Source organism: Paenibacillus sp. FSL H7-0735, assembly GCF_038008505.1.
GTDB lineage: Bacteria > Bacillota > Bacilli > Paenibacillales > Paenibacillaceae > Paenibacillus_AQ > Paenibacillus_AQ odorifer.
Window position 1 is genome coordinate 2,607,043 of sequence record NZ_JBBOZH010000001.1, and the last position, 24,191, is coordinate 2,631,233.

Genomic DNA, 24,191 nt, shown 5'->3' on the forward strand with positions numbered 1-24,191 from the left:
TTTATGGTAGACTTAATAAAAAACACAGATAAGGAATGTATGAGCTTCATACATAAGGTGTACTGCCAAGTGTTTGCTAATATAAGAAATGGACTTATCAAATCTAATGTTGTTCTAGAAAAGATTATGCCGTTATTAACACCCACAGCCATCGTGGTCGGTGTGCTTAACGAAAGCAGACTGCTGCCGTTCACAGGTCTCGTGCCCTGGATTTTCGCTGTAATGACGCTGATCGGTAGCTTGAAGTCCAACCTAAAGGACCTGCTAGGGGTACTTCTGAAACCCCAGAAGCTGATTATTCTAATGGTAATTTTACATATTGTAATGCCGCTGATCGGCTGGCTTGCAGCCATGGCTTTTTTTCCGGGAGATCCATATACAGTGACTGGTTATGTATTGCTGTTCGCGATTCCTACAGGTGTTGTAAGTGTGGTATGGGTGTCGATGTACGGAGGAAATATTGCATTGACATTAGCCCTTATTCTGATTGATACGCTCTTGTCGCCAATTGTTGTCCCGGGTACCTTATATTTGCTGATGGGAGCGAGTGTGGAAATTCAGCTAGGTGATATGATGAAAGGGCTGCTATGGATGGTAGTCATTCCTTCTGTAGTTGGGATGCTGCTGAATCAATGGACAAAAGGGAAAGTCAATACGGTATGTGGACCGCCGCTTGCTCCATTTGTTAAAGTCGGATTATTTGTAGTTGTTTCTATTAATGGGGCCAGCATTGCCCGTTATCTGAAACATCCGGATGGCAAATTAGCGATCATAATTGGAGTGACCTTCATAACCGTTGTGCTTGGCTATGTAATCGGAGCTTTGGTGTCACGCCGTTTCCGCTTTAGTTATGAAGATTCCGTGGCGGTGCAGTTTAATTCGGGTATGCGGAATTTAAGTGCGGGAGCTGTATTAGCAGTGAAATATTTTCCTCCTGCTGTCGCGCTTCCAGTAATTTCGGGGATGTTGTTCCAACAAATACTCGCTGCGATGTCTGGTCTATTTTTACGTAGTAGAACTAAACGACTGTTAAGTGAGGGTGCATTAATGCAAGTGAATACTGCCTCTCAGATAGAACCCTCTGCTTCTTCTAGAACAGATGATAGGTCTTGTTAGCCGGTTTGTGAAGGATATATGACCTAAAAGCTGTGATATTTTATTCATTTACATGAAAATTTTCGACATTTTATGATATATTTCTTATTTTTGCGCGATTTATATTCACTATTCAACTTTGCCACCCGATAGTAATTGTATTATTTACAATTTCATTGTTCGCAAATGAACAAGGAGTCGGAAGGATGAAAAGAATATGAAGATTCGCCTAAAGTTATCACTTGTTATGATAGGTGTGACCCTTTTATGTATTTCTGTAATGGGGATATTTACGTATTTGAAATCAACTCAGGCGATTGTGAATCTTACTGAGAATTCTATGAAGCAGGTCAATACGAACAAAGCTCAGACCATATCAGCCATGATAGCAAAAGAGCAGAGAAGCACAGAGCTTATTGCGAGCCGCTCGGAAATTGTTGATCTACTGCTGCAAGCTGGGAATGGTGGAGTTAGCAAAGGTGATAAGCTTCAGAATGAGGTGAACGCCAGTCTTCAAAGCATTGTGGAGGAAGCAGGGAACCTTGAGCACATTCTTGTCAGTGATATGAAAGGTATTAGTGTGGCTGACAGTGATACTAAGCTTATAGGGACAGATTTTAGTGAAAGAGATTATACGAAAAGAGTAATGGAGACGGCTGAGCCTGTGATCAGCGAAACGCTGAAATCAAAATCTACAGGAGCTTATGTAGTGGCTTTTGTACAGCCCGTAAAGAGTAATGGAAAGATGATTGGATTTATTGCTTCAGCTGTTTCCGCAGATAGTATGATCAAGTATTTGGCGGATACCAAAGTGGTAAACACGACGAGCTCTTACGCTTACTTACTGGATGAGAACGGCAATAAATTATATTATCCGGATAAAACACAAATTGGTCAGCCTATTGAGAATACGCAGATCGCAGCTGTTATGGAGCGTGTGAAATCTGGTGAGAAGGTAGCGGATGGCCTGCTCAATAATACATATAAAGATGTGGAAAAAAAATCAACCTATACAGTTTTACCTGAGACGCACTGGTTGCTTGTATTAACCGCAGACCTCGATGAAATCGTGAAACCTGTCACTGATATGAGAAATTTCAACTTATTTCTTGGTGTGGGAAGTTTGATTATTGCCTTGCTGATTGCTCTTTATTTTGCTAAAAAAATCTCTTCTCCGATTGTTAAACTAACGGACATGATTAATAAAACGGCAGAATTGAATTTGACGCATGACTCAGAGTATGAGTATTTGACTAAAAACAAAGATGAAACAGGGACGATCGCCAAAGCGATGTTCCGCACCCGGGCTACACTTCGTGAGATGGCTGGAAGCTTAATTACGATCTCGTCCAAAGTGCTTGAAAATGCAGAAACGTTGGAGAAGCTGTCTATAGATGTGCGTGAAAATGCCCACGATAATTCAGCGACTACGCAGCAGCTATCGGCAGGTATGGAAGAGACCGCAGCCTCCACAGAGGAAATGACAGCAGCAATTACTGAAATTGATAACAATGTATCCGGGATCACCAATAATGTGAAGGAAGGTGCTGCCGTTTCTAGACAAATTAGTGAGCGGGCGCTGACTCTTCAGGATGAGGCAACAGAATCTACGACGAATGCTAAACAAATTTATGAATCCGTGCGAATCGATATGGAAAAAGCGATTGAGCAGTCGAGCGCGATTGCAGAGATTAATGTACTGACAGATACGATTCTATCCATTGCCAGTCAGACCAATTTGCTGGCCCTGAATGCAGCTATAGAAGCGGCAAGAGCGGGTGAGGCAGGTAAAGGTTTTGCGGTTGTAGCTGGTGAGATTCGGAAGTTGGCTGAGAAATCGTCTAAGATTGCGGCTGGAATTCAAGGTGTGGTAACAGGTGTATATTCCTCTGTTGAATCCATGAAGGAGAATTCTGAGGCATTACTTTCTTTTATTGACCAGAATGTTCTAGCAGATTATGAACGATTAACTGAGGTAAGTCAGCAATACAACAGTGATGCTGCTACTGTAAATACGCTGTTAAAACAATTCGAGAGCGCAGCAGATCATTTGAGTATGGCCATATCGAGTATTAATGTTGCCGTTAATGAAGTAGCTGCTACAGTAAACGAAGGAGCTATAGGGATTCAGGATATCGCGGTGAAAACGGCGGATATCGTGGAAAAAACATTCCTGGAGGTTACTATGGCTGATGAAAATACTCAAAGTGCCAAAGAGCTTCAGGGGTTAGTAGATAAGTTTAAGATCTAAGGGTTTGAAATGAATTAAGGGAATCCTTATCTATTTTTCATAAAATATTAAGCTTGCAGGGTTATAGTACATGTATAACCTCCCTTATATATAGACTTTACCCCGCCGGTCGCCGGCGGGGTCTTTTTTTTATGCGAATCTTTCTAAAAGAATATCAGGCAGTAGTTTAGCCAGTAATAAGGTAGATGGCTTCATCTAGTGGAACTATAACCTCTGTTTGTTCCTTCATATCCTTCAACCGCACCTTATCCACACTGGATTCACTCTCGCCGATCAGAATAACGTAACGGATTTTTTTGGATGAGGCTGTGGCGAGTTGCTTTTTAAGTTTTCTTTTACCGGATACCAGAGTGGTTCGGATAGAACAGGCACGGAGCTCGGCGGCTGCAATTAAAGCCTGTGGGAGCGTCTCGCCAATCGGAATGACCATAACTTCTGCTGTCTTGTGCTCTTGGATAGGAAGTTCTGCAAGGAGCGCCATGATAGACTCCATACCAAAAGATAAGCCAACCGTAGGATATTGAATATCCTCTCTGCCCACTAGCTGTCCGATGATAGCGTCATATCTGCCTCCACCCCCCAAGCTTGAGGTAAAGGAACCGGATGCATCAAAGATCTCGTAGACGGTTCCAGTGTAGAAAGAAAGCCCGCGGGACAAGAAGGGATCGAAACGGCAAGTCTGCTGCAGCTGAATGTCTTGGAGCAGCTTTTGCAGGACAAGAACCTCCATTGCTCCCGGTTGTCCGGTAAGACTATATTTTTCGCATAACTGCTCAAAGCTTGGATTGTCCGTTTCAATAAGCTCTAGAATAGCAGCGATGGTTGTAGGATCTATTTCCTTGCTGCTCAATTCATTTTTCACGCCGCTGAGGTTGATTTTTTCTAATTTATCCAAGGTTAGCATAACGGACAGCTGGTTCTCGGCAGGTACACCCAGCGATTCCAGAATCTCACTGAGAAAACGTCTGTTGTTCCATTTTAGGATGATCGGGATGTCCAGCTTGCGAAAAGCTTCTGTGGCCAGCTGCATCAATTCAGCTTCCGCCTCAAGTCCTGAAATACCAACAACATCAACATCGCATTGCAAAAATTCACGCAGGCGCCCACGTTTCACGGGACCATCACGGAATACTTTTCCGATCTCATAACGCTTGAAGGGAAACTCTATTCCAGGATTTAAAGCGATCACTTTGGCAAAAGGGATGGTCAGATCATATCGTAAGCCCAGCTTGCGGTTGCCTTGATCGGTTAGTTGGTACATCTCCTTGAGAATTTCATCCCCACCTGCATATTTCGAGGTTAATAAATCCAGTTCATTTAATAATGTGGTGTCCATGGATTCAAAATCATAGAGTTCGAACAAATCCTGCAGCGTATTTTGAATGTTCTTTCTGAGCGCCTGCTCTTTTCCGAAGTAATCATAAGTTCCTTTAATGTTTTGCATCATTAGTAGCTCCTTTGAATTGGCATAGTTTAGGGAATAAAAAAACGCGCAGGACCTCATGGTCCTGCGCGTGATCTATGCCGCAGGGAGGCCAACGCGAGTAGCGTTAGCCTCCCTGAGAATTTCAGGGTTGCTAACGCTGTTTGTGATAATAATGAAGTTGATTCAGCATGATTGTTATGGTGTTCATCAGAATCAATTCCCTTCGACATTTTGATTACTGCCGATTATAGCGGATCATTTGGAGTCGTGCAAGTAAGAATTTGTTATCACGAAGATTTTTAGTAGGCGAATGGACAGGCAATCAGCTATAATAGGGCTTCGATATTTCATAGGCGAGGGGAGTTTGTTGACGATGAATCAACCTTTAATAATAGCCCGGGCGGAAGAATTTGTTAAAGAACAACTGGGACAAGATACTACGGGTCATGACTGGTGGCACACCCATCGGGTCCGCAGCACGGCATGTGAAATTGCTGAGATCGAGCGTGCGGATGTGTTTATCTGTACGATGGCAGCCTTGCTGCATGATGTTGCAGATGAGAAGCTTAATCCGTCAAAAGAAGCAGGCCTGCTTAAAGTCCACACTTGGCTTACGGCAAACCTTACAGAGGAGGAGCAAATTCGTCATATCATGCTGATCGTTGAAACGATGTCCTTTAGTGGTGGTGGAGGAGAACCTATGCAGACTCTGGAAGGTCAAGTGGTGCAGGATGCAGATCGACTAGATGCGCTTGGCGCGATTGGCATTGCCAGAACTTTTATTTTCTCAGGCGCGAAGGGACGTCCGGCTTATGATCCAGAAGTGCCTCCACGCGAGGAGTCGCTGCAGAAGGAATACAGGGATTATAGCAAGGGGACGGCTGTGAATCATTTTTATGAGAAGCTGTTGAAACTAAAATTCTTAATGAATACGGCTTATGGACGCAAGTTAGCGGAAGAACGGCATGATTTCATGTTGAATTTTCTGGACCAGTTCTATAAGGAATGGAATCAAGGACGCCAATAACTGTTATAATGATAAGTATGCACAAGATGGAAGGATCGCGGAGTTTCCGCTTTAACCAGAACAATCGGCATAGAAGAGGTTGAACGATGAGTGAAATGCAATTTCGAGATTATGAGTTAGACGGAGAGATAATTAAAGCACTGGATGTTCTGAAATTTATGACACCTACGGAGGTACAGAGCAAGGTAATTCCTGTGGCTTTGCAGCAAAAGGATCTGATTGTGAAATCGCAAACAGGCAGTGGCAAGACGGGAGCTTATGGTATTCCGCTTTGCGATCTGGTGGATTGGGTGGAGAATAAGCCGCAGGCTTTGATACTTACACCAACTCGGGAGCTTGCGATGCAGGTGAAAGAGGATATTACGAACATCGGACGTTTTAAACGGATTAAGGCAGTTGCTCTTTTCGGCAAGCAGCCCTTTGCCCCCCAAAAGATAGAGCTTACGCAAAAAACACATGTTGTCGTAGGTACGCCTGGACGCGTATTTGACCATATTGAAAGAGGCACACTTCCGCTAAATCGAATCAAATATTTGATCATCGATGAAGCTGACGAAATGCTGAGCATGGGCTTTATTGAGCAGATCGAGAAGATCATTAAGCAGCTGCCCAAAGAGCGAGTAACCATGTTATTCTCAGCTACCTTACCCGAAGTGATTAAGAACTTGTGCCGAAAATATATGAACGATCCAACGGATATCGAGATTCAGGCAAGTGGAATTACGACGGCTACGATTGAACATGCGTTGATTGAAGTGAGACAAGCTGCCAAATTCTCTTTGCTAAGCGATATCATAACGGTGGAGAATCCGGATAGCTGTATTATTTTTTGCCGTACGCAGGAGCAGGTGAATGCTGTATTCAGAGGACTGGCGGATCTGGAATATCCTTGTGATAAGATCCATGGGGGTATGGAGCAGGATGAGCGCTTTGAGGTCATGAATGCTTTTAAAAGAGGGCAATTCCGCTATTTAATCGCTACCGATGTGGCGGCTAGAGGGATTGATATCGAGAATATCACCCATGTGATTAATTACGATATTCCACTGGAAAAAGAAAGCTACGTGCATCGTACAGGCAGAACCGCGCGTGCAGGCAAGACGGGTAAAGCGATCACTTTTGTCACTCCGAATGAGCAGAAGTGGGTAACTGAAATTGAAAGCTATATTGGCTTCAGCATTCCGCATATGAAAGCTCCTTCGGACGACGCAGTTGCCTACGCAAAGGAAGCGTTCGAGCAGAAGATCAATAAGCAGCCTGTCCGCAAAAAGGACAAAAGCGAAAGCTTAAACAAAGAGATTATGAAGCTATACTTCAACGGCGGCAAGAAAAAGAAGCTAAGAGCCGTGGATTTTGTCGGCACAATAGCTAAGCTTGAAGGTATTTCCGCCGAAGATATCGGGATTATCTCGATTCAGGACAATGTGACCTACGTGGATATTTTGAACGGTAAAGGCGCAATGGTGCTGCAAGCGATGAGAGAGACCACCGTAAAGGGCAAGCAGCTGAAGGTTCATATTGCGAAAAAATAAATCAAGGATGACAGCTTATTGCTAAGCTCCTTGCAAATATGCCGCTACTGATGCGGTTTATAGGAAGAGGGAGTCGTGTTCACTACACGGCTCCTTCTTTAATTTGTTGTTTTATCTCAGCATTTCTATGTTTTCGTTGTGAAATTATAGAAATTAGAATATAACTTGTGAGAGGTGATAGATTGAAAGCTGAATCTAGAAGCACAAGGATGAAAGCAATCCTACAAGTTACCATTGTTATTTTCTTACATTTAATAATTATCTACCTTTTGGGAATGAAAACGGGGAAGTTGGAAGTAGAAGTAGTAAAACAAATGTTTATAATGTATGCAGCACCAATAATTCTTCTGAATGTGTCTTGCAAGATAGCTTTAAAGACGCAAAAGCTTAGGTACAACATTTCTTGGTTAGTTATTAGTATTGTTCCTAGCACGAGAATTCTATTTTATTTAAAAGAATTACAAGGAAAAGAGTCTAGGGGTTCAGGGGTTGTTGATTTAAGGTTTTTTGATATGAAGCCTGACTTTGATCAGATAAGTCTTATTTATTTTTTCCCTATAATATATTTAGGCATTCAACTAGTTTTGATTTTTTTACTATTGATCATGATAGTAACGAAAGAAAAATCAATAGCTGACTAGCATAATTTTCTTGTACATACTAGGAATGCCGAAATGAACGGTAAAACTCCCGTACAATGTGCTGATCCAGCTGGAAACGCCAAAATGAACGGTAGAATTCCCGTACAATGTGATGATCCAGCTGGAAACGCCGAAATGAACGGTAGAAATCCCGTACAAAGTGCTGATCCAGCTGGAAACGCCGAAATGAACGGTAAAACTCCCGTACAATGTGCGGATCCAGCTGGAAGTGGCGAAATGTACGGTAGAATTCCCGTACAAAGTGCTGATCCAGCTGGAAACGCCAAAATGAACGGTAGAACTCCCGTACAATGCGCTGATCCAGCTGGAAGTGGCGAAATGTACGGTAGAATTCCCGTACAAAGTGCTGGTCCAGCTGGAAACGCCGAAATGTACGGTAGAACTCCCGTACAATGCGCTGATCCAGCTGGAATCGCCGAAATGTACGGTAGAAATCCCGTATAATGCGCTGATCCAGCTGAAAGTGGCGAAATGTACGGTAAAAATCCCGTAGAATGCGTTGATCCAGCTGGAAGTGGCGAAATGAACGGTAGAAATCCCGTACATTCAGCCAGCATATTATGTAACCCAAGATACAACACCATAATGGTGTCGTCTCTTGGGTTTTTTCGACGCTAAATGGATCTGATAACGCAGATCCGTTCAGCTTAAGTAAAATAAGATCGAAAATAATTAATTTTAGTTCCATAAATGGAAACAAATGTGATATTATGGCGATATAGAGCCCATACTTCACGGATGACCTGCCTAGCTTGGTTCCTCCTGAGGATAGGCTCTGATTTTTTTATGAGGAAGGTGGTGTGGCCCGAGCGGTATCGGGGACAGGAAGAAACGAAGCAATAAGGTTCGAACCTAATTCAGAAGGGAGAATCGAAGCGATGAAAAAAGGAACTTTTTTGAAAGCGCTTAATTTTGTTTTGGTTTTATGTTTGCTTGTACCTGCGTATTGGGCTGCACCCGCACATGCGGAGAACACGCTTATTCAGCAAAGCGATTTTGAAGATGGTACTGTTCAGGGCTGGAGTGGACGTGGGGAAGTTGAGGTGCTTACGGCCAAAACAGATGCGGCACGCAGCGGCACATATGGCCTGGAGGTAAGCGGCCGAACAAAAACGTGGCATGGACCTTCACTGGATGTGACTAGCCAGCTAGAAGTGGGACAAACTTATGTGTTTATTGGATGGGTGAAGCTGCCGGCCGGATCATCTAACGCGAATATCTATATGTCATTGCAGCGGACATTACCTTCTACCATTCATTATGACAATTTGACCTTTGGTGCAGTGACAGCGAACGGTTGGGTGAAGCTTCAGGCGCAGTACAAGCTATTGGAGCCGGCAGATCAACTTTCTATTTATTTTGAAGTGCCGGGTAGCGCGACAACTTCTTTTTATTTGGATGATTTTCGATTGGAAAAGCTACCGGATCTCGGTCCAATTGTCATCGAGGATGCGATTCCTTCGCTGAAGGATGTGTTTGCAAACAAATTTCTGATCGGCTCGGCTTTTACGAATAGTGAGCTGCTGACAGCTCCGGATCGGCAATTGTTATCCAAGCATTTTGATAGTGTAACGCCAGGAAATGTTCTGAAATGGGACAGCACGGAGCCGCAGGAAGGTGTGTTTAATTTCGCTGACGCTGACACGGCAGTAGCTTTTGCTACCGCAAATGGGCAGCAGGTACGTGGACATACCCTGGTCTGGCATTCGCAGACACCGGATTGGGTGTTCCGTGACGCCAGTGGTAATTTGGTCTCCAAAACGGTGTTATATGAGCGGATGAAGAGTCATATTAAGACCGTTATGGAACGTTATAAAGGTGAAATCTATGCTTGGGATGTCGTCAACGAAGTGATTGACACTTCGCAATCTGATGGCATGCGCCGCAGCCTGTGGTACCAGATCGCGGGTGAAGAGTACATTGAGAAGGCGTTCCAGTTCGCTCATGAAGCTGATCCTAACGCAAAACTGTTCATCAATGACTACAATACGCATGAGCCAGCCAAAAGCCAAGCACTATACAATCTGATTGTACGACTTCAGGCTAAAGGGGTTCCTATTGACGGAGTAGGGCATCAAACGCACATCAGCTTGTATTATCCTTCGCTCTCTGAAATCGAAAATTCGATTATCAAGTTCAAGGCTTTAGGGCTGGAAACTCATATTACTGAGCTGGATATTAGTGTGTATTCTGATAATTCTCAAGCCTATGAGACCTTCCCTGATCATTTGAAGCAGCGCCAAGCGGCTTTATACAAATCATTATTTGAGATCTTCCTGAGGCACACGGATACGGTCACGAATGTCACTCTCTGGGGGAAGGATGACAGTAATACTTGGCTGCGCACTTATCCGGTAGCCCGCAACAATTGGCCTTTATTATTTGATGAGCGCCTTCAATCTAAGCCGGCCTACTGGTCCGTATTGGAGACAGTGGCAGCTCCCGTAGTTCCAGCTGCTCCTGCTAACTTGAATGCAGCTGCAGGCAATGGGCTCGTGAATCTTAGCTGGAGCACCTCGGCGGGCGCAACTTCCTATACGGTGAAACGGTCACTTACGAGTGGTGGCCCTTATACCACTCTGACTACGGCTACCGGGACGAGCTATAGCGATGCGGCCGTTAGCAACGGAACGACTTATTATTATGTTGTGAATGCTGTCAATAGTGCGGGTACGAGCAGCAATTCTGTACAAGCGATGGCTACACCGCAAGGCTCGGGGCCTGTCGAACCGGTCACCGGGCTTGCAGTGGCGTATCGGACAGCGGATACTAACCCAAATGACAACCAGATGAAGCCCTATTTTAATATTAAAAATAACGGCACAACTGCAGTCGATCTTAGCGAGCTGAGCATCCGTTACTGGTATACGATCGATGGAGACAAGCCGCAATCCTTTTTCTGCGATTATGCCCAGATCGGCAACAGCAAGGTAGCAGGCAGTTTTGTAAAGCTGGACACGCCTCGAACGGGAGCAGATTACTACTTGGAAGTACAATTCAACGCAGGTGCGGGCATGCTTGCAGCTGGAGGTGCTTCCGGGGATATTCAGACCCGGATACACAAGACAGATTGGAGCAATTTTAACGAGGCCAATGATTATTCGTTTAATTCACTTCAGACCGCTTATGCGGATTGGAACAAGGTGACCCTTTATCGGAACGGAGTGCTGGTATGGGGAACAGAGCCGCAATAGCGAAAGTAGGGGAACTGAGCTTTAATTGTGCTGTTTTTAAATTTTTAGGCAAAACCTCCCTGAAAATAGCTGATTTATGCTGGTTACTTAGCTTTTCAGGGAAATCCTCCCTAAATATCGTCTGAATTCCACTATTATGAGCAGATTGGGGTGAATCTGCGGGAGGTTTTCCCTGATTGCAAGGATTAGAGCAATAAACCAAAGAAAATCAGGGAGTAATTCCTTAATCAAGCATCACGTTTGCTGCAAATAGAGGAGTTACGCGAAAAAGCAAGCCTAGTCGCCAAAAACATGGTGACTAGGCTTGCTTCATTTTTGCCCAGCTGTGGCAAATTACTTTTTAAAAGTTATATTGCGCCTGATGCAGACGGCTGTAAATTCCACCAGCATGGACTAATTCTTCATGTCTGCCTTGTTCAGCGATTCCTTCTTCATTCACGACCATAATCCGGTCGGCATTTTTGATCGTCGTCAAACGGTGAGCGATGACGAGTGTGGTTCTGCCTACGGACAGATCAGCCAGGGATTGCTGAATCGCGGCTTCTGTCTCTGTGTCCAGCGCGGAAGTAGCTTCATCCAGAATCAGAATCGGCGGATTCTTGAGGAACATGCGAGCGATAGCCAGGCGCTGCTTTTGTCCACCGGACAGCTTCACACCGCGCTCCCCGATGACTGTCTCCATTCCATCTGGCAGATTCTGAATGAGCTCCTCCAGATGAGCACGTCGCGCGGCTTCCCAGATTTCAGGCAGCTTTGCATCCAGTTTCCCATAGGCGATATTCTCGCGAATTGTCCCGGAGAACAGGAAAACATCCTGCTGCACGATCCCGATTTGTTTGCGCAGCGATTCCAGCTTCATGTCACGGATATCGATGCCATCAATCGTGATGGCCCCGGCTGTGACATCATAGAAGCGCGGAAGCAGGCTGCAGATTGTTGTTTTGCCTGCGCCGGACGGCCCAACAAAGGCAATGGTTTCGCCAGCCTTTACGTTAAGGCTTATATTTTGCAGAACCGGACGATTCTCTTCGTATCCAAAAGATACATCCTGGAATGTAATGTCACCGCGCAAAGCGTTGATCTCCACGGCATCCGGTTTGTCACTGATGTCAGGTTCCGTGTCAATGATCTCCAGATAACGTCTGAAGCCGGCAATTCCTTTAGGATAACTTTCGATGACTGCATTGATTTTCTCAATAGGGCGGAAGAAGATATTCGACAACAAGATAAACGCCACAAATTCACCGATTTGCAGCTCGCCATTGATGAAGAACCATGCGCCGCAGATCATCACCAGGATGGTAATGAGGCGGGTCATCATATAGCTGACGGACAAGCTTCTAGCCATGATTTTATAAGCCAGAAGTTTTGTTTTGCGGAACATTTGATTATCTACTGCGAATAGTTCCTGTTCATGTTGCTCATTGGCAAAAGATTGCACGACCCGAATCCCACCGACATTGTCTTCGATACGGGCATTGAAACTGCCTACATTTCCAAATAGCTGACGATAAGTGGAAGTCATATTGCGCCCGAAGTAGATGATTACCCAAGCCATAATTGGAACGATAATAAAAGTAATGATCGCCAGCTTCAGATTAATATCAGCCATTAGGAGAAAGGCTCCGACAAGGGTCATGATTGCAATAAATACATCCTCAGGACCGTGATGCGCAACTTCGCCGATATCATTTAAGTCATTGGTGATTCGTCCGATTAGATGGCCTGTTTTATTATTATCAAAGAATCGGAACGAGAGTTTCTGAATATGGTCAAACATTTTTTTGCGCATATCAGTTTCGATATTTATGCCCAGCATGTGACCCCAGTAGGTGACAATATACTGCATCACCGTATTTAAGGCGTAGATCGCCAGCAGCGCAACACAAGCGATAAGAATAAGCGGCCAATCTTGACCAGGAAGCAAATCATCAATAAATTTATTGACGGCTACCGGAAAAGCCAGTTCTAGCAGTCCCGCAAAAACAGCGCAGGAGAAATCCAATATAAATAGTTTTCTATACGGACGATAGTAGGAAAAAAACCTTCGAAGCATTCTGTTCACTCTTTTCTGTGGTTTAAATATGAGTTCAAATGAAATTGATTCTCAACTACCCGATGATATGGATACTAAAGATGGCCAGCGGTTTTGTCAATAATTCGGGTATAAAATTACTTAAGGGTTGTAACTTCTAATAGAATAGTAGATGATGGTTCATAGTGTTTAAAATATTTCAAATCCTTGACAAGCTTTCTGCTTGGCGGGGTTATTTGTTTGTAATTTAGGAGGATACACGATGAAAGCATCACAACGCGAAGGACAGATTCAGAATAATAGCTTAATGGATAGCAAATATGATCGCTGGCTGCTTGTGCTGGGAATTATTTTTATCGCTGCAGCGCTGCGGGCTCCATTTACTTCTGTGGGTCCATTAATACAATTGATTCAGGATGACCTCGGCTTATCCAATACTCTAGCAGGAGCTATTACTACTTTACCATTATTAGCTTTTGCCATCTTGTCCCCGTTTGCTCCAAAGCTGGCCCGCCGTTTTGGTTTGGCTAATGTGTTATTAGTTGCCATGGTCATGCTTGCTATGGGAATTCTAATTCGCTCGGGATCTGGAGCAGGTCTGTTGTTCACAGGTACTGCTATACTTGGATTATCTATTGCTGTGTGTAATGTACTGCTTCCAGGTCTTATTAAGGGGAAGTTTCCTCACAAAATCGGGCTAATGACAGGTATCTACACGGTTTCTATGAATTTATGCGCAGCTATTGCCTCAGGAATTAGTGTACCGCTGGCAACGAATGCTGGATTCGGTTGGAGAGGGACCTTGGCCATCTGGTTTATGATCGCAGCTCTAGCAACAGTGTTCTGGATTCCGCAAATGCGTAAGCTTAATCAAGGAACCGGCTCTAAGAGTGCAGCCTCAAGCAAAAATATGTGGCGTTCATCTCTTGCTTGGAAAGTCACGATCTTTATGGGCTTACAGTCACTGCTTTATTACGTCTTTATTGCTTGGTTTTCGGTTCTCCTCGGTGAACGGGGAATGTCGTCGAGTAATGCGGGTTGGTTTCTCTCGCTCATGCAATTGGCACAGCTACCCTTTACTTTCTTCGTACCGCTGTGGGCAGGCCGGATGAAAAACCAACGTATTCTAGTTATAATCACTGCTGTTCTTTATTTCATCGCATTAGGTGGCATCTGGCAAGGCAGCGGCGCTTTAATGGCTGTCTGGGCGATATGCTTTGGTATTGCCGGAGGATTTGCCTTCGGTCTTGCGATGATGTTCTTCAGTCTAAGAACAAGAAGCACGCAAGAAGCGGCGGAGCTGTCAGGAATGGCCCAATCTGTGGGTTATGTACTGGCAGCAATGGGACCGGCATTATTCGGCTGGCTGCATGATGTAACGAACAGCTGGACGGTGCCATTAATTTTACTGCTGGGTGCAAGTGTGCTGTTGATGGTTGTCGGACTTGGTGCTGGCAGTGATCGGTACGTTGGAGATAGAAAATAGGATCCCGTGTAAAAAGAGTGTACTAACGCGTACTAAGCGCCAGTGCACTCTTTTTTTGATTATTGAACATGGGCAGTAATTCTCATCTATATTAGCTTCGTTTGTAAGCAACAACCCGGATTCTGCGATAGTCCATTACCCAGCGGCCGTCCTGATATAGCGTGGGTTTCAGTTTCTGTTCCATAGAAGAGAGAACTTCTGCGCGTTCAATGGGTGTGAGCACACTTAAGATTCCATCGGCAAAAGTATTCAACCACCGCTGAAATCCTTGCTCCAAGCCTTCCAGTGGTGTTGGCCGGTCAAAACAAAGAGCGAGGTCCACGGTCAGTCCGTGCTTCTCTAGTAGAGTTGCGTACTCGCCAATGCTGGGGAAGTACCAGGGCAAATGCAGCTTATGACTACAGCCAATGACTGCAAAAGCTTGTGGAAGTGTAGCGACGATGGAAGCAATATTGCCCAGTCCACCGAACTCGGCCACGAAACGGCCGCCTACCCGCAAGCTGGCAACGATGGACGCCGCCGCTCCGTTTGCGTCTGTTAGCCAGTGAAGGGCAGCGTTGCTGAACACAGCATCGACTGGCTGTTCCGCGACATAAGTTTGCCCATCAGCTAAGACAAAGCTTAGATGGGGATGTTTGTCACGGGCTGTCTGAATCATTTCGGCAGAGGCATCAATACCTGTCACAGTGGCGCCTCTAGCAGCAATGGCTGCCGCCAAATCTCCGGTTCCACAGCCCCAATCGATAATCTGTTCGCCAGGCTGTGGGCGAAGCAGCTCAATCAAAGACTCTCCAAACTGAGACACAAAGGCCATATCAGTATCATAGGTTTGGGTATTCCACTGCTGGTTCATAAGTATTCATCCTTTCTATTGATAGATTATTCAGACATCTCCGTCATAACGCCATACTTTATCTATGTTGTACCATATGAGATCTTATAATAGAAATATATAAACTGAATAATATTGATTGGTTGTGCCTATGAGGTCTATATATAGCCCAATTCAATAATACAAAAACCTTGCGTTTTATATGCAAAGGGAGTATAGTATTATGTACAGGCGGTTTTGGTCGCCAGTTACATAATACGCGGTCATGGCGGAATTGGCAGACGCGCTGGCTTCAGGTGCCAGTGGTAGCAATATCGTGGAGGTTCGAGTCCTCTTGACCGCATCATAGCTTAATAGAAAGCCCCTAAATTCGCTCCTATGGTGATTTGGGGGCTTTTTTATTTGCAATTATCATATAGCTAAATTAGCAATTATGTAGCTGAGCAGCAGTCATGTAGATCAATAGCATCCAACTGATGAATCTCAGCGTTCTCAAACAAATTAACGAAACTATCTCTAAATACAGTCACCGCCAGAGCGCATGGTGTTCTTTAGGTCCATAAACGGAACCTAGGTGAACGGTGTTAAACTAACGGACCGTATGGCCGTTATTATTGATATTTGGCACATTTTACAGGGGTTTCGGACTGCATAGCGCTTATTGCTAAGGAATCGTGTGAAAAGCGAGTGTTTGGTGACGAATAGCTGCATCTGAGTCCGAACGTAAGCTAAAACACGCTATTTTTCGGAAATAGCTGCATCTGAGTCCGATACATCATAATGAGGAAGGAATAGTTGCCACGGTGGGAGTAGCTAGCTGCTGAGTAGCCCCCCCAACAAATCCGTCCTTAGCTAAGTGCTGGGCGGTTTTTTTGTTGCGCTCATAATCGCTGCGAAGAATAAAATGGGTGTTTTTGTATTGACAATTATATCGGCTTCCGTAATAATGGTATTACGGAAGCCGATATATCGACAACAGTAATAGAATGGGGATGAAATGATGCCTGAAAGCACAGAAAGAGGCGCATTAACTGAAGCTGTATTTTATATCTTATTGTCTCTATATACAGCAATGCACGGATACGCAATTATGCAGAATGTGAAGGACTTAAGTAACGGTCGGGTTGATCTGGGCGCGGGCACTTTATACGGAGCACTTAACACTTTACTGGAAAAAGGCTGGATAAAAGCAGTGGAAGGGGAGCAAGGTTCCCGTCGAAAAGAATACGAAATTACCGACTTAGGAAAGTCAGTGATTCAGGGAGAGATTATCCGTCTGGAAGAATTGATAGCGAATGGGAAGAGAATAGCTGGAGGTGAGTCCAAATGAAACATGTGGTTCGCAAGCTGATTTGGGATTATGAGAAGGAAGAAAAGTGGCTTAATGAAATGTCTGCGAAGGGGATGGCTCTATCAGAATTATCTTGGTGCAAATATGTGTTTACAGAGACCCCCAATAATGAGTACACGTATAGAATTGAGCTTTTAGATAACATGCCTGATCATCCGGATAGCATCAAATATCTCAAGTTTTTAGAGGAAAACGGTATAGATTGTGTTAGTACTTACATGCGCTGGGTTTACCTTAGAAAGAAGTCGGGAGAAGGTCCGTTTGATATTTACACAGATCTGGAATCCAGAATAAAACACTATAAGCGAATCAACAGGTTATGGAAATCTGTAATGTGGCTAGAGTTGATTTTAGGTCTATTTAATGTGATGATTGGTGTAATAAATTATTCTTTTTCATCACAGGATCTCAGTATAGTAAACGTAATAATGGGCGGAATGTTGATTTTGTTAGGTCTTGTTTTTTTAATTATTGGTGCACCTATCCGTAAGAAAATTAAGAAGCTTCAGCTGGAAAATTTGATAATAGAATAGGACTTTAGAGTTGTAACATGCACACACGGCAAGTTTCCTTTTCAAAGGGAGACTTGCTGTTTATTTTTGCGCAGTTTTACTGCGAAATTTACCAGTCTATCATTTAGGACTCAACTATCAAGCTTATTTACCGAAAAAAAGGTATACTGAAATTATTACAAGTTTGTTAATATAGTCCCCCATTTTCAAAAGAGGAGGCTTACAGGTGTCTGATTTTCTTTTTAAGCAGCTATACTTACGGTCTTCTATCGGGATTGCGGTAGTCTCTCCGAAGGATGGGACGTTATTACAATCGAATCCTGCGCTATGCCAAATGTTTGGTTATGCAGAAGAAGATCTTTTGAATATAAATTATCTGGATCTTGTGTATCCGGAAGATAAAACTAATAACGATCATTCCGTTATCCTGAACGATCTGCTAGCTGAGCCTGGGACTGCATTGGAGAAAGAACGGCGGTTTTTGCGTAAGGATGGCGAAATCATCTGGGTAGCCCAACATATATTTTTAATCTATCAGGAGAATTCCAGTGAACCCTATGTCCTGATTTCTGAGTTAACGGATATCACTGACCGAAAACTTGCTGAACAGAAGATTCAGGAAGATGAGCATTTATATAATTTGATCACGCAAAATACACCGGATATGATTTCTTTTGGCGATCCTGACGGAACACTGCACTACGTATCTCCCTCAGTGGAGCTGCTGTTAGGTTATTCTGCACAAGAAATGATAGGTACCAAAAGACCCGAGTATTATCACGTAGATGATGCTCTTGAGATGATTGAACAAGGCAAGCTATATTCGGATACGGACGTATTTACTCGTAGAGCCCGTCATAAAGATGGACATTATTTGTGGATCGAGAGTTCTTCCCAAGTGGTACGTGATGAGCAGGGGAACATTAAACAGATATTAACCATTGGTCGCGATATTACTCAGCGCAAGAAATACGAGGATATGCTGGCTAAAGCTCAACACCTTGCGAAGATGGGATCCTGGGAATGGGATATGACAAAATCACGGCTGACGGTTTCCAGAGAGATGCGTAATATTTTTGGCTTTTTGGAAGATGAGAGCAATCATTCTTATTTTGATTACAGACGTGTTTTTGCTTGCATTGATCCTGACGATTTCATCAGACTTGAACGGTTAGTACATCAATCCATGGAGAATGGGGCTAATGGCGAAGCAACGGTCCGTATTCATAGTGCGGATGGAGAGCTGAAGTTTCTGGATGTGCACTGGGAAGTGATTACAGATGAAGAAGGAAGACTGCTGCAGATCAGCGGGATAGCCCAGGATGTGACCGAACGTCAACGAATGGAAGAACAACTGCGGGAAAGTGAGCAGAACTATCGTCTGATCTCAGAAAATTCTATGGACTTCATTTCACGTAATGCAGCGGACGGGAGCTTTACCTATCTGTATGCCTCACCCATCTGCCAGACTATGTTTGGCTATGCACCAGAAGAAATGTGCGGAACTAGAGGGATTGATTACATACATCCGGAGGACAGAATCAAATTAACTTCATATCTCAGCAATTGTATGGAAGGGAAGAAGCTTGAGCCTGTTATTCTCCGGTTTTTTTGCAAAGACGGAACCTTTATTTGGACAGAAACGACTCTGCGGTATATTTACTCTGAGACCTGCGGGAATCAGGAGCTTGTCTGTGTAACCCGCGACATTGGGGAACGTACGCGTCATTTTGAAGAAATACAGAAATTAAGTAACGAGTATGCGCTGATCTTGAATTCGGTCTCTGAAGGCATATTTGGGATGAACCTTGAAGGCAACACGATGTTCATTAATCCAGCAGCCATTACTATGTTGGGATTCGATCCTACTGAGTGGGGAAACAGCAAATTTCATGCGATTCACCAAACCTGGCTGGATAACGAGTCTTTTACAGGAATTCAGAAGACGCTGCTTCCTTCACGCTCCAGTAATCTCACTATTGAAGATAGGGAGGGTGTGTTTTGGAGGCAGGATGGTTCAAGCTTTTTAGTCAGATATCGAATGACCCCACTGTTTGATGGTGATGAACGGATTGGGGCGGTTGTCGTCTTTCGAGATATTACGGAGGAGAAGGAGATTGTGCGGGCGAAGGAGTCTGCCGAGGAAGCGGACCGGGCAAAATCGGAGTTCCTAGCGATCATGAGCCATGAGCTGCGCACGCCTATGAACGGCATTATTGGGATGGCTGATCTTTTATCTGGGACGGAGCTGGATGAAGAGCAAAGCTACTACACACAGATCATTAACAAAAGCGGTGAGGCATTGCTTCATATTCTGAATGAAGTGCTGGATTTCAGCAAAATTGAAGCAGGCATGATGACGCTTGAACTACAAATGGTGGATTTGCATGAAGTGATACAAAACGTTTGTGAACTGTTTTATCCGAAGGTTAAGGAGAAAGGGCTTTTACTTACTAGCGAGCTATCTCCTGAGCTTCCAGCCGTCATCATGACTGATGGGGCGAGATTGCGTCAAATTCTCGTAAATCTGGTTGGGAACGCAGTGAAATTTACGGAGACAGGTGAAATCAGTATCTCTGTTATGTTAGAAGCTTCAGAGGCATCCGGAAATCTTATCGTGAAATTTATCGTAAAAGATACAGGATTGGGGATTCCAGTTTCCAGCCAAGGTTTATTATTTCAATCCTTCTCGCAATTGCATCCGTCGATCAATCGTAAATATGGTGGAACTGGGCTTGGACTTGCCATAAGTAAAAAGCTGGCCGAGCTTCTTGGCGGATCTATCGGTGTCAATAGCTGTGAGGATGAAGGCTCGGAGTTTTATTTTACAGTGGAAGTCTCTCTACCCAAAGAGGAATGGGATCAGAAAGTGACCGTCAACGCCTCAACAGATGTGGTCAGAAATGATAAATCTGCTGTTAAAGAGTTAACTACCGGTGAGTATGGACCGATGTCCATTCTTATTGCTGAAGATCATCCTGTGAATCAGCAGCTTATGCAGGCTTATCTGAAAAAGAGGGGATATGTTCCTGACATCGCTTTAAATGGTGAGGAAGCGGTTCGGGCTGTGCTTTCCAATCATTATGATCTGGTATTTATGGATATTCAGATGCCTATTATGGATGGAATTGAAGCAACGGGAATCATACGTGAGAAGCTTGGGCTGACTCCAATTATCATTGCGGCTACAGCTTTTGCAAGAGATGAAGATAAGATGATGTGTCTTAGTGCTGGAATGCAGGATTTCATTTCTAAACCCATCTCGATAAAAGAGCTCGACCGGGTATTAAGAGAATGGTCTGCCCAAATTCGTTTAGGTGAGCATCATTGACAAATAGGGTTATGATTAATATATTGATATTAATCGTAATCATTACGTATATTATTTGTCATGAAAGGATTCTTACCTTGTTAACAATGAAGCGCGGGGATATTTTAATTATTGTGATAGCCTTGTTAGCTGCGGGCTTGATTTATGGCATGAAGTGGTGGGACAGCAGCAATGAGCAGTATCAGCAAGGTGATTTGAAAGCTATAATTACGGTGGACGGTAAAGAGTACAAAACCGTTTCTTTGACTAAAGAAGAACAAATTATAGATATTCAAACGAAATTCGGCCACAATACGCTAAAGGTGTTTGATTATGGAATCCAAATGACCTATTCTGATGCTCCCCTAAGAATTGCTTTGGAAATGGGGTTCATCTCAAGACCCAAACAGCAAATTATTTGTATTCCAGCCCGTATTATGGTAGAAGTATTTAATCCTAATAAGTCTGAGAATGATGAGGATGAGCTAGATGCGATTATTTAGTAATCTTAGTTGAACCTTCTAACTCTTTCCATGCGGTGATAGAGTCAGGACTGGTGTAAATGTAAGGTGTTGCGGGTTGTTTGATAGGTGTAATAGACTCAGCACTAATTTGCATAATTTCTTGACCTTTATAGGGAACAACTTGAAGCTTGCCCCGGACCTCTATCCAGGTATCGGTAGGCAGGCTTTTTAGTTTGCCGGAATCCACTAATATCCCAAAGGGTGTAGCATCGGCAGTGCAGCATTGGACCAGAAATCTACCTATGGCAAAAGAATTCTCTGAATGTTCACCTTGATCACGATATAAAAAGCCGGAAATAGTAATTTCTTTGCCTGCAAATTGTTGTTTGTACATCTCAAGGGCACCTAAGGTTTCGGAGAAAATCGCTGAATAAACTGGGACCACAGGTTGTGCATAAAGGATCTTGGCCAGCTCGGTAAGCTCCTCATGGTAAGGATCAATGGACTCGAATCTCGCGGAATTTTTAGCTTCAGTGGGCAAGGAGGATAGGGAGATTCCTTTTTTAGCAGCGGCCATACTTCCCAAAGCGCGATCCGGAAGGAGAAATCCGAGCAGCAGTGGAAAAAGGAATAATCCATATAGCGCTGTACTTTTGAAAAAAGAATGTGGAAGCCGATGCTCGCAGTCACAGAGAACACTACCCTTGCCAAATAAAGCCTGTACGGCCAGACTGAGCGCCATAAGTGTCAGCGGGATTGGACATAATTGAACCCAGCGTGCCAGCTTGGGCGCTACATAATAATGCAAAGCGTCCTGCTGTACCAGATATCCGATATAGAGGGCGAAAGCGAGCAGAATGACCGCCCTTAACAAATAGTGAAACCGGATGCTTCGAGAGTCATTCATGCTCTATCCTCCTACCCATGTTGTAAGCAACAGCTTACCACCTCTATGAATTACAGCCACAAGGACATGAATACCGCCCCAATAAACACGCTTGCGAAGATCAGAAAGAACAAATAAAGAGCGAATTTGGTCTTAAACAGTGAGAGCAACATCAATGAATTTTTGAAATCCAGCATCGGTCCGAATACCATAAAAGCGAGCAGAGCACCAGATGGAAAAGAATGTACGAAGGTGGAAGCTACAAAGGCATCTGAGGTGGAGCAAAGTGAGAGCACAAATGCCAGTCCCATCATGAAAAAATATGAACCCAGCGGCTTGGCTCCGATCGCAGCCAGACTGTCTTGAACCATAAATGTCTGAATGCCAGCGGTTAATAAGCAACCGATAATTAAATATTTTCCCATCTCAAAAAACTCATCTGAGGTATGGACGAAGACAGCGGTTATTTTTCCCCCACGAGAATTATTGTGATGAGCTTCCCCTGTTTCACGTTGAACATTTAGGCGGATGGGAGATTTTTTAACCGTTGCGTAGATTATCAAACCTATGAGACAGGCTACAACAAAAGCCAGACCCATACGGGCATAGGCCAGCTCCGAGTGGCTGCGAAATGCTGTCATGGTCGCCCCATAGACGACAGGATTTAGGATCGGTCCGGACAAAATAAACACGATAGCCACGTAAACAGGCATACCTTTATGGATAAGTCGGCGGACGAGCGGGATCATTCCACATTCGCAGACCGGAAAAATAATTCCGAGCAGACATGCGAACAGAATGGCCGGAAGAGGTCGCCGCGGAATCCACCGGGAAATCATTTCATCCGGGATAAAGACGCGAAGCAGTGAAGATAACAATGCTCCTGCTAATACAAACGGCAAGGCTTCCAGCAATATGCCGATAAAAGCGGTTTTGAAGGTGTCGATGTATGCATTATCTAGCAGCTCCAGATGATTCGGCAGCCATACAAAGCCAATGATAATCAGGAACGAGATCGGGAGGAGCAACGGCAGTATTTTTAATGGTGAAAAGGTAGTCAAAACTCGAATAAGGCGGACCACCGATCTGCCAGCTGTTCTTCATCTATATTCATCCCGATGAACACCACATAAGGCATACCAGGATAACGAGAGGCTTCCCAGGTAGTACGCATCCCCGCATATTGAACAAGCTGAACCGGCTCCTGTTCGGACAAAAGAATATGCCCCTTGGCACGTAATAGATTGTCACCCCATTCTTGGAAGAAGGCCTCTAGGCGTTCTTTAGAAGGCATAGTTGTCCTTACCTGCGGAATGGTTAACGTGATGGCTGTTACCTGCGAGAAAGAAGCGTGCTGCTCCTCATGCAGCTCTTTTACAGCGGTTCCCCCATGCTCTGAATGCATTTGTTTCAGTGATGCTCCTTTGAAGGTTTGAGGCGCTCGCTGTGGAGCCGGAGCTATAATTTTACGTGGGATTATTCCTGACAATATCGGAGACAGGTTGATTTCACTGTAATGGGTGTATACAATTTCAGCCTCCGTATTTTGTTTACGAACTCCCTTTTCAATTCTCCATAAGGTTTCCGGCTCTACGAGATCGCTTTTATTAACGACAATAAGATCAGCTGTGGAGAGCTGCTTACGCAGGGTCCGAACGAGCTGTTTGTCAGAGGAGAGTCTGCTGTTATATTCCAGAGCATTTTCCGCATCTAACAGAGTGATGGTATAGTGCAGCTCCACCAGATCCTGTAGAGGGGTTTCCTGCAACGTTTTGGCGATTTCTTCAGGATCGGCGACGCCGGTCAACTCCATGTAAATGGCATCTGGACGTCCTCTCAGCAGCACCATCAGGCTATCTGCCAAATCCTCTTTACGGCTACAACATACGCATCCGTCCAGCAGTTTAGTTACAGCTGTACCGGTATGCTCCTGCAGAATATACCCGTCCACATCCCGTTTGCCCAGTTCATTCATTACTACTCCTGGATTCAGCCCTCTTACCTTGCTTTCTTTCAGCAGGGACAACAGCAGAGTTGTCTTCCCGCTCCCCAGAAACCCGCTCAAAATAATTACTGGTATCTTCATGATCTCCACTCCTGCCTGATTCTCTAGGAATTACAAGAATCA

18 protein-coding genes and 1 tRNA gene are annotated in these 24,191 nt (G+C 44.3%); 12 read left to right on the plus strand and 7 right to left on the minus strand.

Annotated features, from left to right (window positions below):
- The first annotated feature begins 39 nt into the window (after positions 1-39).
- Complete coding sequence (locus tag NSS82_RS11650; protein WP_080742456.1) at positions 40-1,116, plus strand: bile acid:sodium symporter family protein; 1,077 nt, start codon at positions 40-42, stop codon at positions 1,114-1,116.
- Positions 1,117-1,312: 196 nt separating this feature from the next.
- Positions 1,313-3,346 (plus strand): methyl-accepting chemotaxis protein, encoded by a 2,034-nt coding sequence (locus tag NSS82_RS11655; protein ID WP_076272900.1) that lies wholly within the window; start codon positions 1,313-1,315, stop codon positions 3,344-3,346.
- A 166-nt stretch (positions 3,347-3,512) separates the two neighbouring features.
- On the opposite strand, the gene NSS82_RS11660 is transcribed toward NSS82_RS11655, so the two are convergent.
- Positions 3,513-4,793 carry a histidine--tRNA ligase gene (locus NSS82_RS11660; protein ID WP_340960463.1) on the minus strand — a complete coding sequence of 427 codons (1,281 nt, stop codon included), beginning with the start codon at positions 4,791-4,793 and terminating at the stop codon, positions 3,513-3,515.
- Positions 4,794-5,145: 352 nt separating this feature from the next.
- Between NSS82_RS11660 and NSS82_RS11665 the strand changes: the two genes are divergently transcribed.
- The 3 genes from NSS82_RS11665 to NSS82_RS11675 all read left to right on the plus strand — a co-directional run bounded on the left by NSS82_RS11665 (position 5,146) and on the right by NSS82_RS11675 (position 7,972).
- On the plus strand, positions 5,146-5,799 hold the full coding sequence (locus tag NSS82_RS11665; RefSeq protein ID WP_076272898.1) for an HD domain-containing protein: 654 nt from the start codon (positions 5,146-5,148) through the stop codon (positions 5,797-5,799).
- Positions 5,800-5,885: 86 nt separating this feature from the next.
- On the plus strand, positions 5,886-7,331 hold the full coding sequence (locus tag NSS82_RS11670) for a DEAD/DEAH box helicase (RefSeq protein ID WP_076272897.1): 1,446 nt from the start codon (positions 5,886-5,888) through the stop codon (positions 7,329-7,331).
- Positions 7,332-7,513: 182 nt separating this feature from the next.
- Complete coding sequence (locus NSS82_RS11675; RefSeq protein WP_036679346.1) at positions 7,514-7,972, plus strand: hypothetical protein; 459 nt, start codon at positions 7,514-7,516, stop codon at positions 7,970-7,972.
- Here NSS82_RS11675 and NSS82_RS11680 read toward each other — a convergent pair.
- Positions 7,958-8,539 (minus strand): hypothetical protein, encoded by a 582-nt coding sequence (locus NSS82_RS11680; protein WP_341109821.1) that lies wholly within the window; start codon positions 8,537-8,539, stop codon positions 7,958-7,960. The genes NSS82_RS11675 and NSS82_RS11680 overlap by 15 nt on opposite strands.
- A 332-nt stretch (positions 8,540-8,871) precedes the next feature.
- Between NSS82_RS11680 and NSS82_RS11685 the strand changes: the two genes are divergently transcribed.
- Positions 8,872-11,187 (plus strand): endo-1,4-beta-xylanase, encoded by a 2,316-nt coding sequence (locus NSS82_RS11685; protein WP_076107477.1) that lies wholly within the window; start codon positions 8,872-8,874, stop codon positions 11,185-11,187.
- Positions 11,188-11,527: 340 nt separating this feature from the next.
- Here the strand turns inward: NSS82_RS11685 and NSS82_RS11690 are convergent, their stop codons facing one another.
- A complete protein-coding gene (locus tag NSS82_RS11690; protein ID WP_036679350.1) occupies positions 11,528-13,243 on the minus strand; it encodes an ABC transporter ATP-binding protein in 1,716 nt (571 codons plus the stop codon).
- 286 nt (positions 13,244-13,529) lie between these two features.
- On the opposite strand from NSS82_RS11690, the gene NSS82_RS11695 reads away from it, so the two are divergent.
- Positions 13,530-14,708 (plus strand): CynX/NimT family MFS transporter, encoded by a 1,179-nt coding sequence (locus tag NSS82_RS11695; RefSeq protein ID WP_244886503.1) that lies wholly within the window; start codon positions 13,530-13,532, stop codon positions 14,706-14,708.
- Between the two features lie 91 nt (positions 14,709-14,799).
- Here NSS82_RS11695 and NSS82_RS11700 read toward each other — a convergent pair whose 3' ends face one another.
- The gene (locus tag NSS82_RS11700) at positions 14,800-15,561 is read right to left on the minus strand and encodes a methyltransferase domain-containing protein (RefSeq protein ID WP_036679355.1); all 762 of its coding nucleotides are present in this window, start codon (positions 15,559-15,561) and stop codon (positions 14,800-14,802) included.
- A 238-nt stretch (positions 15,562-15,799) separates the two neighbouring features.
- Between NSS82_RS11700 and NSS82_RS11705 the strand changes: the two genes are divergently transcribed.
- From NSS82_RS11705 to NSS82_RS11725, 5 genes are all read left to right on the plus strand, one after another.
- Positions 15,800-15,883, plus strand: a tRNA-Leu gene (locus NSS82_RS11705).
- A 657-nt stretch (positions 15,884-16,540) separates the two neighbouring features.
- Positions 16,541-16,870, plus strand: a complete 330-nt coding sequence (locus NSS82_RS11710; protein WP_036679357.1) for a PadR family transcriptional regulator — start codon at positions 16,541-16,543, stop codon at positions 16,868-16,870.
- Positions 16,867-17,424 (plus strand): DUF2812 domain-containing protein, encoded by a 558-nt coding sequence (locus tag NSS82_RS11715; RefSeq protein WP_036679361.1) that lies wholly within the window; start codon positions 16,867-16,869, stop codon positions 17,422-17,424. Before NSS82_RS11710 ends, NSS82_RS11715 begins: the two co-directional genes overlap by 4 nt.
- 205 nt (positions 17,425-17,629) lie before the next feature.
- A complete protein-coding gene (locus NSS82_RS11720) occupies positions 17,630-20,734 on the plus strand; it encodes a PAS domain S-box protein (protein ID WP_076272895.1) in 3,105 nt (1,034 codons plus the stop codon).
- Positions 20,735-20,757: 23 nt separating this feature from the next.
- Positions 20,758-21,216 carry a NusG domain II-containing protein gene (locus NSS82_RS11725; RefSeq protein WP_341109822.1) on the plus strand — a complete coding sequence of 153 codons (459 nt, stop codon included), beginning with the start codon at positions 20,758-20,760 and terminating at the stop codon, positions 21,214-21,216.
- Here NSS82_RS11725 and NSS82_RS11730 read toward each other — a convergent pair.
- The 3 genes from NSS82_RS11730 to NSS82_RS11740 are packed head-to-tail and all read right to left on the minus strand — an operon-like array spanning position 21,209 to position 24,149.
- Positions 21,209-22,084, minus strand: coding sequence for a TIGR03943 family putative permease subunit (locus NSS82_RS11730; RefSeq protein ID WP_076272894.1), 876 nt, complete (start codon positions 22,082-22,084; stop codon positions 21,209-21,211). The genes NSS82_RS11725 and NSS82_RS11730 overlap by 8 nt on opposite strands.
- 50 nt (positions 22,085-22,134) lie before the next feature.
- A complete protein-coding gene (locus NSS82_RS11735; protein ID WP_076272893.1) occupies positions 22,135-23,124 on the minus strand; it encodes a permease in 990 nt (329 codons plus the stop codon).
- Positions 23,121-24,149 (minus strand): CobW family GTP-binding protein, encoded by a 1,029-nt coding sequence (locus NSS82_RS11740; protein ID WP_036679372.1) that lies wholly within the window; start codon positions 24,147-24,149, stop codon positions 23,121-23,123. Before NSS82_RS11740 ends, NSS82_RS11735 begins: the two co-directional genes overlap by 4 nt.
- Positions 24,150-24,191: the final 42 nt, after the last annotated feature.

What these genes read in the sequence shown, in the direction of transcription:
- NSS82_RS11690 (WP_036679350.1), bottom strand. Translation starts at nt 13,243, where the DNA reads ATGCTTCGAAGGTTTTTTTCCTACTATCGTCCGTATAGAAAACTATTT.
- NSS82_RS11685 (WP_076107477.1), top strand. Translation starts at nt 8,872, where the DNA reads ATGAAAAAAGGAACTTTTTTGAAAGCGCTTAATTTTGTTTTGGTTTTA.
- NSS82_RS11695 (WP_244886503.1), top strand. Translation starts at nt 13,530, where the DNA reads ATGGATAGCAAATATGATCGCTGGCTGCTTGTGCTGGGAATTATTTTT.
- NSS82_RS11730 (WP_076272894.1), bottom strand. Translation starts at nt 22,084, where the DNA reads ATGAATGACTCTCGAAGCATCCGGTTTCACTATTTGTTAAGGGCGGTC.
- NSS82_RS11740 (WP_036679372.1), bottom strand. Translation starts at nt 24,149, where the DNA reads ATGAAGATACCAGTAATTATTTTGAGCGGGTTTCTGGGGAGCGGGAAG.
- NSS82_RS11650 (WP_080742456.1), top strand. Translation starts at nt 40, where the DNA reads ATGAGCTTCATACATAAGGTGTACTGCCAAGTGTTTGCTAATATAAGA.
- NSS82_RS11700 (WP_036679355.1), bottom strand. Translation starts at nt 15,561, where the DNA reads ATGAACCAGCAGTGGAATACCCAAACCTATGATACTGATATGGCCTTT.
- NSS82_RS11680 (WP_341109821.1), bottom strand. Translation starts at nt 8,539, where the DNA reads ATGTACGGGATTTCTACCGTTCATTTCGCCACTTCCAGCTGGATCAAC.
- NSS82_RS11655 (WP_076272900.1), top strand. Translation starts at nt 1,313, where the DNA reads ATGAAGATTCGCCTAAAGTTATCACTTGTTATGATAGGTGTGACCCTT.
- NSS82_RS11665 (WP_076272898.1), top strand. Translation starts at nt 5,146, where the DNA reads ATGAATCAACCTTTAATAATAGCCCGGGCGGAAGAATTTGTTAAAGAA.
- NSS82_RS11660 (WP_340960463.1), bottom strand. Translation starts at nt 4,793, where the DNA reads ATGATGCAAAACATTAAAGGAACTTATGATTACTTCGGAAAAGAGCAG.
- NSS82_RS11715 (WP_036679361.1), top strand. Translation starts at nt 16,867, where the DNA reads ATGAAACATGTGGTTCGCAAGCTGATTTGGGATTATGAGAAGGAAGAA.
- NSS82_RS11710 (WP_036679357.1), top strand. Translation starts at nt 16,541, where the DNA reads ATGCCTGAAAGCACAGAAAGAGGCGCATTAACTGAAGCTGTATTTTAT.
- NSS82_RS11670 (WP_076272897.1), top strand. Translation starts at nt 5,886, where the DNA reads ATGAGTGAAATGCAATTTCGAGATTATGAGTTAGACGGAGAGATAATT.